The organism is Empedobacter sp. UBA7252, assembly GCF_002472765.1.
GTDB classification, from domain to species: domain Bacteria; phylum Bacteroidota; class Bacteroidia; order Flavobacteriales; family Weeksellaceae; genus Empedobacter; species Empedobacter falsenii_B.
On sequence record NZ_DKSQ01000002.1, the window covers coordinates 14,898 to 25,086 of the forward strand.

General features: G+C 33.0%; 10 protein-coding genes. 9 read left to right on the top strand and 1 reads right to left on the bottom strand.

Annotated elements, in window-relative coordinates:
* The first annotated feature begins 179 nt into the window (after positions 1 to 179).
* Genes B2X73_RS00850 through B2X73_RS00890 form a run of 9 tightly spaced genes read left to right on the top strand, consistent with a single transcriptional unit; the run spans position 180 to position 9,101 of the window.
* On the top strand, positions 180 to 1,163 hold the full coding sequence (locus B2X73_RS00850; protein ID WP_291046874.1) for a DUF4861 family protein: 984 nt from the start codon (positions 180 to 182) through the stop codon (positions 1,161 to 1,163).
* Positions 1,164 to 1,173: 10 nt separating this feature from the next.
* Complete coding sequence (locus tag B2X73_RS00855; RefSeq protein WP_291046876.1) at positions 1,174 to 2,388, top strand: glycoside hydrolase family 88/105 protein; 1,215 nt, start codon at positions 1,174 to 1,176, stop codon at positions 2,386 to 2,388.
* A gap of 5 nt (positions 2,389 to 2,393) precedes the next feature.
* The gene (locus B2X73_RS00860; RefSeq protein WP_291095479.1) at positions 2,394 to 4,022 is read left to right on the top strand and encodes a glycoside hydrolase 43 family protein; all 1,629 of its coding nucleotides are present in this window, start codon (positions 2,394 to 2,396) and stop codon (positions 4,020 to 4,022) included.
* Positions 4,022 to 4,834: a rhamnogalacturonan acetylesterase gene (locus B2X73_RS00865; RefSeq protein WP_286495610.1), complete on the top strand. Its 813-nt coding sequence runs from the start codon at positions 4,022 to 4,024 to the stop codon at positions 4,832 to 4,834. The genes B2X73_RS00860 and B2X73_RS00865 overlap by 1 nt, the downstream gene beginning before the upstream one ends.
* Positions 4,834 to 5,988, top strand: a complete 1,155-nt coding sequence (locus B2X73_RS00870; RefSeq protein WP_291095481.1) for a glycoside hydrolase family 28 protein — start codon at positions 4,834 to 4,836, stop codon at positions 5,986 to 5,988. The genes B2X73_RS00865 and B2X73_RS00870 overlap by 1 nt, the downstream gene beginning before the upstream one ends.
* Position 5,989: 1 nt before the next feature.
* The gene (locus B2X73_RS00875) at positions 5,990 to 6,502 is read left to right on the top strand and encodes a hypothetical protein (RefSeq protein ID WP_291095483.1); all 513 of its coding nucleotides are present in this window, start codon (positions 5,990 to 5,992) and stop codon (positions 6,500 to 6,502) included.
* Positions 6,486 to 7,388 carry an alpha/beta hydrolase gene (locus B2X73_RS00880; protein ID WP_219034313.1) on the top strand — a complete coding sequence of 301 codons (903 nt, stop codon included), beginning with the start codon at positions 6,486 to 6,488 and terminating at the stop codon, positions 7,386 to 7,388. The genes B2X73_RS00875 and B2X73_RS00880 overlap by 17 nt, the downstream gene beginning before the upstream one ends.
* On the top strand, positions 7,385 to 8,359 hold the full coding sequence (locus tag B2X73_RS00885; protein ID WP_286495611.1) for a pectinesterase family protein: 975 nt from the start codon (positions 7,385 to 7,387) through the stop codon (positions 8,357 to 8,359). Before B2X73_RS00880 ends, B2X73_RS00885 begins: the two co-directional genes overlap by 4 nt.
* Position 8,360: 1 nt before the next feature.
* The gene (locus tag B2X73_RS00890; RefSeq protein ID WP_286495612.1) at positions 8,361 to 9,101 is read left to right on the top strand and encodes a rhamnogalacturonan acetylesterase; all 741 of its coding nucleotides are present in this window, start codon (positions 8,361 to 8,363) and stop codon (positions 9,099 to 9,101) included.
* A gap of 74 nt (positions 9,102 to 9,175) precedes the next feature.
* On the opposite strand, the gene B2X73_RS00895 is transcribed toward B2X73_RS00890, so the two are convergent.
* Positions 9,176 to 10,189 (bottom strand): agmatine deiminase family protein (locus B2X73_RS00895; protein WP_291095485.1); only part of this gene is annotated, 1,014 nt, incomplete at its 5' end.

The window sequence follows — 10,189 nt, forward strand, 5'->3', positions numbered from 1 at the left end:
AAATGAATCTACAACACGCTACTCCGAATACAAATCTACAGGTAAACATATCGCAAATAAAAGAGTTAAATGGAGTCGTCAATTAACTGCTCAAGAAGCTTTAGCTTTCTCTAAAAATAATGTTTTAGGTGATTGGATCGTCAATTAAACTCCTCACTAATTTTAAAAAATAAATACGTATGAAAAAAATTATTGCCACAATAACAACATTAATCCTTGTCACTTCTTGTAGTAACAGATTGGTTCAACATGAAAACAATGGATTTACCTATTCCGAAATTTCTATAAAAGAAGGCGGAAAATGGGTAGATGGAAAAAGAGGTCACAAAGAGTACGAAGGCGGAACATTTCGAAATGTACAAGAACATACTCTTGATCCTCAGCATACCGATCATGCTTTCGATATTCGATACGAAGGTCCAGGTTGGGAAAATCAAAATGTTGGTTATCGTTTGTATTTGGATTGGAGAAATGCTGTTGATATTTTCGGAAAAAAAGTAAAAACGCAAGTTTTGCAAGATGTTGGACAAGATGGATTTGATTCTTATCACGATCCTCAACCTTGGGGACAAGATATTCTGAAAGCTGGTAAATCGCTTGGAATTGGTGGTTTTGGACGATTAGTGAATGATACGGTTGCGCATTTGCATCAAGTTGAAAATACATATGTCAAAGTTAAAAACAGTAAAAATGTTTCGAGTTTTGAAATTGATTATTCTAAATGGAAAACTGCGGATCACACAACAGATGTAAAAGCAAAAGTTTCGATTTATCCTTATGATCGTTTTTCTAAATTTGAATTGAAAACTTTTGTCTTAACGAATGGTTTAACAACTGGTTTGGTGAAATTCAAAAATATTCCGTTGCAGCAAAAGAAAAGCGCAAATGGAAGTTGGGGATATATCGCAACCTACGGAAAACAAACTTTAGTTGACAAAAATGATTTGCTTGGAATGGCAATTTTCTATAAATCGGATGAGGTCGAAAAATTAGTAAACGGAAAAGATGATCATTTAATCGTTTTCAAACCGACAACCAAAACAATGACATATTATATTTTGGCAGCTTGGGCACAAGAGCCAAATGGACTTAAAAACGAAACTGAATTCTACAATGATTTGAATTCGAAATTAGTTCAATTAGAAAAGTCTAATCGTTTATAAATAGTTGATAATGAAAAATATTTTAAAAACAACGGTTTGTGGTTTGATGATAATTTCGAGTACGTCTTGTATCAGTCAGAAAAAAAATACAGAAAATATTCTTGTCGATCCAAAGTTAAAATGGTCAGAAAGAATGGCAATTTCAGAAACTATTCGTTTCCCTGATCCTACACTTTTAGATTTTCAAAAAAAACCACGTTGGAGTTATACAAATGGATTGGTTTTAGACGCTATGTACAAAGTATATGAGCAAACAAATAACCAAACTATCTATAATTATATCTACGATTATGCAAATAGAATGATTGATTCGAATGGAAAAATTGATACGTATAAGTTCGAGAATTATAATTTAGATATGATTAAATCTGGCGACGCAATTTTTGATTTATACGAAAAAACAAAAGAAAATCGATTCAAAATTGCAATGGAAACGTTAGATAAACAATTAGAACAACAACCAACAACAACGGAAGGCGGATATTGGCACAAAAAAATCTATCCAAATCAGATGTGGTTAGATGGTGTTTACATGGCCGAACCTTTTCATGCAAAATATGCTACAAAATTTCAGAGCGCAACTGAAGCGAAAAAATCGTATGATAAAATTGTTTTACAATTTGACTTAATCGAAAAATATAACCGCGATCCAAAAACTGGTTTATATTATCACGGTTGGGACGAAAGCAGAAAAGAAAAATGGTCAAATAGTACAACAGGTCTTTCTCAACACTTCTGGTCGAGAGGAATGGGTTGGTACGGAATGGCTTTGGTTGATGTGTTAGACTATTTACCAAAAGATTATCAAGGTCGTGATAAATTAATCAAATACCTTAATCAATATGCGGAGGCAATTGTGAAGGTTCAACATTCTTCGGGAACTTGGTATCAAGTTTTGGATCAAGGAAATAGAACAGGAAATTATTTGGAAGCAACAGGTTCATCGATGTACGTTTATACGTTAGCAAAAGGTGTTAACAAAGGTTATTTACCAAAATCATACATGAAAAATGCCAAAAATGGATTTGAAGGAATTTTAAAAGAGTTTATTCAAGTCGATGAAAAAGGTATTGTAAGTTTAGAAAAATGTTGTTCTGTTGCTGGTTTAGGTGGAAATCCTTATCGCGATGGTTCTTACGAGTATTACATTAGTGAAGAAATAAGAGCAAATGATCCGAAAGGTACTGGACCATTTATTTTAGCTGCATTAGAATTAAATCGTTAATCGCCATGAAATCAACATTAATTCTCCTATCATTATTAGGATTAAATTTCTTGCCAATACACGCTCAAAAATCAAATGTCTGGATATCAGATTTAGGAAACGGAACGTACAAAAATCCTGTTTTATATGCAGATTATTCTGATCCTGATGCAATTCGTGTCGGTGATGATTTTTTTATGACAGCTTCTAGTTTTAATGAAGCGCCAGGTTTACCAATTTTACATTCAACTGATATGATTAATTGGAAATTGGTCAATCATGCCCTACCCGATGTTTTTCCTATTAAACATTTTAGTACGCCAAAAAGAGGTGATGGTGTTTGGGCGCCGAGTATCAGATTTCATAACAACGAATATTATATTTATTGGGCCGATCCAGATTTCGGAATTTACATGGTCAAAACCCAAAATCCTTTCGGAAAATGGGAAGATCCTATTTTAGTTCAAGAAGGAAAAGGTATTATTGATACGTGTCCGTTTTGGGATGAGGACGGAAATGCCTATATCGTACATGGTTGGGCAGGAAGTCGTGCAGGTGTAAAAAGTATTTTGACAATCAAAAAAATGAATGCGGAAGGAACAAAAGTCTTAGATAAAGGAAAACACATTTTCGATGGACACGAAAATCATCCAACTGTCGAAGGACCAAAAATCTATAAACGCAACGGTTATTATTACATTTTTGCTCCTGCAGGTGGAGTAGCTACTGGTTGGCAATTAGTTTTACGTTCAAAAAATATTTATGGGCCTTATGATGAAAAAATTGTTTTAGAACAAGGGAAATCCAATGTCAATGGACCTCATCAAGGTGCTTGGGTGGATACAAAAAATGGAGAAGATTGGTTCTATCATTTTCAAGATGCGGACACTTATGGACGAATTGTTCATCTTCAACCAATGAAATGGATCAACGATTGGCCCTTTATTGGTGTTGATCAAGATAAAAATGGAATTGGAGAACCAGTTTTAACGTATAAAAAACCTACAATTTCGAATAAGTCTGACATTATAAATCCTTCAGAAACAGATGAATTTAAAGAAAATGATATTGGATTACAATGGCAATGGAGCGCAAATCCTTCAATTGTTTGGTACAGTAAATTAGCAAATCAAAATTTTCTTCGTCTTTTCTCTATCAAAGTTCCAGAAAATTCGAATAATCTTTGGACGGTTCCTAATTTGTTAACCCAAAAATTTCCTGCACCAAATTTCACAGCTTCAACAAAAATAAAACTTACGCCTGAAGATGCTACAGAAGGGAAAACTGCTGGTTTATTAATCATGGGAACAGATTATCAATCTTTGGTTATCACAAATAAAAAAGATGGTTATTATTTACAATTGATTCGTGCAGAAAAAGCAGAGAAAAATAATCCAGAAAAAATTCTATCCGAAGTAAAATTAGGAACTAATGAAGTTTTCTTGAAAGTAAGAGTGAGCGAACCTAACGGAGTTTGTCAATTTAGTTTTAGTGAAAACGGAAAAAAATATACATCAATCGGAGAACCATTTCAAGCTAAACCAGGAAAATGGATCGGAGCAAAAGTTGGTATATATAGTATAAGTTCTCAAGATGCGAAACGTGGTGGTTATGCTGATTTTGATTGGTTCAGAGTAGATAAAAATGAGAAATAATGAAGACAAAACAATTTTTATATGCTTTAATTTGCTTCGTTACTTTGTCAAATTTTTGTCATGCTCAAAAAGGAAAATCAATCACCATTTTCTTAATCGGAGATTCAACTGTTGCAGATTATACAGACGATTATGATCCGGGCAAAAACTATATGAAAAACAGATATCCAATTGCTGGTTGGGGACAAGAATTTCAACCATTTTTTGCAAAAGATAGTGTACAAGATCTGAAACATTTAGCCAATAAACATATCATCGTCAAGGATAAAGCAAAAGGTGGTCGAAGTACGCGTACTTTTTTTCAAGAAGGTAGATGGCGAGAGGTTTATTCTCAACTAAAAAAAGGTGATTATGTTTTAATACAATTCGGACATAATGATGCCGCCGAAGATAAACCAGAACGATTTGTAAATTTAGAAGGTTACAAAGAATTTTTGAGATTATATGTGGATCAAACGAGAGAAAAAGGTGCAATTCCGATTATTCTAAGTCCTGTTGCAAGAAATTATCCTTGGAAAAATGGAAAGTTAGAAAATGTACATGGCGAATATCCATTTGTTGCAAAAGAAATTGCAAAAGAAAAAAATGTTGCATTCTTAGATTTAAATCAATTATCGATGGATTTTTTTAGCCAAAAAGGACAAGAATATGTAACAAAAACCTATTTCATGAATTTTGAAGCGAATTTGTACGATGCTTATCCAAATGGACAAAAAGATAATACACATTTTCAAATTGCAGGCGCAAAAGCTGTCGCATCAATTGTTTTCAAAGAATTCAAAAATATCATTCAAAACAAAACCATTAAATAATGAAAAAATACATAAAACTACTTACAGTTGCGTTAGCGGTTGTTTGTTCTTCTCATTTATCAGCTCAAGTTGATGAGAATATTTACAAAGATATTGAGTTTAATATGCCCAAAGTAAAAGAAACTTCGTTTCCAAATCGTGTTGTTTCAATTGCTCAATATGGTGCAAAATCGGACGGAATTTTCAAAAATACAGAAGCAATCAACAAAGCTATTTCAGAAACAAGTGCAAAAGGTGGAGGAAAAGTTGTTATTCCACGTGGAATTTGGTTGAGTGGTCCTATCGAAATTAAAAGTAATATCAATTTACATTTAGAAGATGGTGCTTTATTGATTTTTAGTAAAGATTTCAACGATTATCCTTTAGTTGAAACAAGCTTCGAAGGATTAAATACAACGCGTACTGCTTCTCCTATTTCTGCAAAAAATGCGCAGAATATTGCGATTACAGGAAATGGAACAATCGATGGAAATGGTGATGCGTGGCGTTTTGTAAAGAAGGGTAAAATGACAGATTCTCAATGGAAAAATCTAGTTGCGTCTGGCGGAGTTTTATCAGATGATAAAAAAACGTGGTTTCCAAGCGAAGGTTCTAAATTAGGTTATATCAGCAGTTCTAATTTTAATGTTCCTGATAAAATTAGCAAAGAAGATCTAATTAAAGTAAGAGATTTTTTACGTCCAGTAATGGTTAGTATTGTTAATTCGGATCGTGTACTTTTAGATGGTCCAACGTTTCAAAATTCACCAGCATGGAACATTCATCCGTTAATGAGTTCGAATATTATCATTCGAAATTTGAATGTTAGAAATCCTTGGTATTCGCAAAATGGAGATGGATTGGATTTAGAATCTTGTAAAAATGTGTTGATTTACAACAATACGTTTGATGTTGGTGATGATGCGATTTGTATCAAATCTGGAAAAGATAAAGATGGTCGCGATCGTGGAATTCCTACTGAAAATGTAATTATCAAAAATAACACAGTTTATCATGCGCACGGCGGATTTGTGATTGGTAGCGAAATGTCTGGTGGTGTTCGTAATGTTCATGTTTCTGGTGCAACTTTTATCGGAACAGATATTGGTTTAAGATTCAAAACGACTCGTGGTCGTGGTGGATTAATCGAAAATATTTACATCTCTAATTATTGATATGATTAATATTCCTGCGCAAGCAATTGGTTTTAACATGTTTTACGAAGGAAATTCTCCGATTGTAGAAGATGATCAAAATGCAGATGACGAAAAAAGAAATGATAAAAAAGTTCCTGTAACAGAGGAAACTCCAACAATTCGAAATATATTTTTCAAAAATATTAATGTTGTAAGTTCTCACGAAGCGTTGTTTATCATGGGACTTGCAGAAATGAATATTAAAAATATTGTGGTTGAAAATTCAACTTTCGACACGAAAAAAGCTTTAAGTATTATTGACGCTGATGGAATTCAACTGAAAAATATAAAATTCAATTACAAAGAGGGAAAAGCGGTCACAATTTTTAACAGTAAAAATGTTGATTTAAGCACTACTGAATTCAAGTCAGCTACAACTCCAGAAATTAAGATTATTGGTAATGAATCTGATAAAATCAAGTTACCAAAAGCATTTGATAAGAAGAATGTAACAAGTTCTAAAGAAGTCAAAAAGAATGCAGTTATCAATTAAAAAGATTTTGTTTGTTTTTATGATGCATTTGGTGATAGCCTTCGGTCAAGTTGAGAGACCGAAGGCTTCGCCTTATACAATCGAAACGACTTACAAAAAATTAAAGAAAAATTACCCTTTTATTACGCCGATTTCTTCTAAAAACTTCGAAAACATTAATGCGTTTGAAGATATAATTTATCAAGAAAAACATCAATTAAAAGCAGATATTTATCAACCAAAAAATCAAACTAAATCCTCTATAGCAATTGTTCTTGTACATGGTGGAGGTTGGATTTCGGGTAGCAAAGAAAATCAAAAACCAATGGCTCAAACGTTGGCTTCAGCTGGTTTTGTAACGATGGCGATAAATTATAGATTAAGTGATGCTGCAAAATATCCAGCTCCTTTAGAAGATATGGATGATGCGGTTAATTATTTGAGAAAGAATCGTAAAAAACACAAACTCGATCAATCGAAAATCGTTATTCTTGGCGCTTCTGCAGGTGCTCAATTGGCAACACTTTACGGCGTAAAATCAAAGAAAATTGCTGCAATTATCAATATTGATGGAATTGTTTCTTTTATTCATCCCGAAGCTGAAGAAGGTACTTATGCCAGTTATTTTTTCGGTTATACGAAACAAGATAATTTTGAACTTTGGAAAGAAGCTTCGCCTTTAGAATATGTTACTTCTAAAACGCCTCCTACTCTATTTATCAATAGTTCGCAACCGAGATTTCGAGCTGGTAGAGATGATATGATGAAAAAATTAAGCGATTATCATATTCTAAATGAAGCATACGAAATTAAGAATTCGCCTCATTCTTTTTGGTTGATGAATCCTTGGTTTGATGAAACGAAAGACTACATTATTGATTTTTTAACGAAACGATTTAACAAATGAAAATCATTCAATTCATTTTTATAGTTTGTTTACATTTCATCTATACTAATGTAAATGCTCAATACAAAACAATTACTGTTGCAAAAGATCAACAAGCAGATTTTACATCTATTCAAGAAGCGATTAATTCGTTGAGAGATTTAGGACCAGATCAAGCTTTGATTCTTGTTAAAAATGGCGTTTATCTCGAAAAAATTAGAATTCCTTCTTGGAAACATAAAATAAAGATAAAAGGTGAAGATTCAGAGAAAACTATTATTACTAATAATGATTTTTCAGGAAAAATAGATGGTTTAACCAATCAAAAAATGACAACCTATACTTCCTACACTTTTTTGGTTGAAGCAGATGATATACAATTAGAAAATCTCACGATACAAAACGAAAGTTGTAACCAAGGTCAAGCTGTTGCTCTGCATGTGGAAGGCGATAAATTTGTGGCAAAAAATATTCGGTTATTAGGATGTCAAGATACATTGTACACAGCTACAAATAGAAGTCGTCAATATTATCAAAATTGTTATATCGAAGGAACGACAGATTTTATTTTTGGTGAAGCAATTGCCGTTTTTGAGCATTGTACCATAAAAAGTTTGGCTAATTCTTATATTACAGCTGCGGCAACACATCAAGAGCAAGAATTTGGTTATGTTTTTTTCAATTGTAGTCTTATTGCAGAAGACAATTTGACAAAAGTTTATTTGGGAAGACCTTGGCGTCCTTTTGCCAAAACAGTTTTTATACATACCGAAATGGGAAAACATATTCTTCCTATTGGTTGGAACGAATGGAAAGGTGATGCAATGTTTCCAGATAAAGAAAAAAAAGCTTATTATGCAGAATATAAAAATAAAGGTTTAGGAAATAATCCTCAAAAAAGAGCAATTTGGTCGCATCAATTAACCGAAAAAGAAATACAAAAATATACCATCGAGAATATTTTTAACGGATGGAATCCAAAGCAGAATTAACATGAAAAAAATAATTTTATCAACGATTTTATGCTTGTTTTTTAGCATAATATTCGCACAAAAAAGAACCCTATTTCTTGTTGGAGATTCGACAATGGCGAATAAAGAAAATCCAACTAAAAATCCCGAACATGGCTGGGGACAACTTTTGCCTGAGTTAATGAATTCTGATTTAGAAATTCAGAATCATGCAACAAATGGAAGAAGTTCCAAAAGTTTTAGAACAGAAGGAAGATGGAAAAAAGTTCAGAATCAATTGAAAAAAGGTGATTATGTAATCATTCAATTTGGACATAACGATCAAAAAATTGAAGATTCTGTTCGTTACACAAATCCTGTCACTCAATATCGCGCAAATTTGGAACAATATGTTACAGAAGCACGAGCAAAAGGTGCTATTCCGATTTTAATGACTTCTATTGTTCGTCGAAATTTTAATGAAAAAGGCGTTTTGGTTGACACTCACGGTTTATATCCTTTGATTGTGAGAAGTGTTGCAAAAGATTTGGATGTTCCGTTTGTTGATATGCAATATTTGACAGAGAAATTGGAAATAAAATATGGTCCAGGAAACTCTAAAAAATTGCATTTACATTATCAACCAAATGAAATTGATTATTATCCAAAAGGCAAAAACGATGATACTCATCTATCAAAACTTGGAGCCGAAGAAGTTTCGAAATTAGCTGTTAAAGAACTGATCATACTAAATATCGGCTTAGAGAAATATATTAAAAAATAAGTTTTTAGTTTTCATTCTAAATCAATACCCCTCAACAAGAAATTTTGAAGAGGGGTATTTTTGTATTTTAAAAACTAAATCTTAGGTTCTTGTTGACTCAAACAATGGAAAGATCCTAGTCCCCAAATAATATCTGTAGAATCTATTCCTACAACTTTACGATCGGGGAAACATTTCTGAATAATATCCAAAGCAATTGCATCTTTTGCACAACGATAAGTTGGTACAATGACAGATTTATTCGCAATATAAAAATTCGCATAAGAAGCAGGTAAACGCTCACCTTCGCAATAAACCGCATCCGGCATTGGCAATTCAATAATGTTTAATGGACGTCCATCTCGTAATTTCATTTCTTGCAATTGGCGAAGATTCACTTGCAACAATTCGTAGTTATCATCCGATTCATCTGTTTCAACAACCGTCAAAACTGTATCTTCATTTACAAAACGAATTGTATCATCAATGTGTCCATCCGTATCATCACCAACAATTCCGTCTTCTACCCATAGAATTTGCGAAACTCCGTAATAATTTCTTAAAAATTCTTCGATTTGTTCTTGCGAATAATCTGGATTACGATTTTCATTCAGTAAACAAGATTTTGATGTCATCAACGTATCTTTTCCATTAAATTCGACCGAACCTCCTTCCATAATAATTCCAGGATGAAAAACAGGAAGATTAAATTCTGCACCAATTCTTGTTGGCACAACATCGTCATTTTCAAAAGGTGGATATTTTCCTCCCCACGCATTGAATCCCCAATCAACAATAACTTTTGGGTTATCAGGATTGTTTTTATTCAATAAAAATGCAGGACCATGATCGCGACACCATGCATCATTTGTTTCATTAAAATAAAACTCAACTTGTGACAAATCTGCATCCGTTTTTTCGATAAAAGACAACGCAAACACTTTCATTTCTTCATCTTTCACATTAATACGAACCTTTTCACCTTTCGATAATTCAGCAATAAATTCAGCATAAGCTGGATAAATTAACTGAATACGATCTGGCCAAGATTCTTCTTTGTGCGGCCAAGACAACCATGTTGCTTCGTGTTCTTCCCATTCGGCAGGAAA

Excerpts from the sequence above, each read along its gene's own strand:
- B2X73_RS00890 (WP_286495612.1), top strand. The coding sequence starts at position 8,361 with ATGAAAAAAATAATTTTATCAACGATTTTATGCTTGTTTTTTAGCATA.
- B2X73_RS00850 (WP_291046874.1), top strand. The coding sequence starts at position 180 with ATGAAAAAAATTATTGCCACAATAACAACATTAATCCTTGTCACTTCT.
- B2X73_RS00885 (WP_286495611.1), top strand. The coding sequence starts at position 7,385 with ATGAAAATCATTCAATTCATTTTTATAGTTTGTTTACATTTCATCTAT.
- B2X73_RS00860 (WP_291095479.1), top strand. The coding sequence starts at position 2,394 with ATGAAATCAACATTAATTCTCCTATCATTATTAGGATTAAATTTCTTG.
- B2X73_RS00870 (WP_291095481.1), top strand. The coding sequence starts at position 4,834 with ATGAAAAAATACATAAAACTACTTACAGTTGCGTTAGCGGTTGTTTGT.
- B2X73_RS00855 (WP_291046876.1), top strand. The coding sequence starts at position 1,174 with ATGAAAAATATTTTAAAAACAACGGTTTGTGGTTTGATGATAATTTCG.
- B2X73_RS00865 (WP_286495610.1), top strand. The coding sequence starts at position 4,022 with ATGAAGACAAAACAATTTTTATATGCTTTAATTTGCTTCGTTACTTTG.
- B2X73_RS00875 (WP_291095483.1), top strand. The coding sequence starts at position 5,990 with ATGATTAATATTCCTGCGCAAGCAATTGGTTTTAACATGTTTTACGAA.
- B2X73_RS00880 (WP_219034313.1), top strand. The coding sequence starts at position 6,486 with ATGCAGTTATCAATTAAAAAGATTTTGTTTGTTTTTATGATGCATTTG.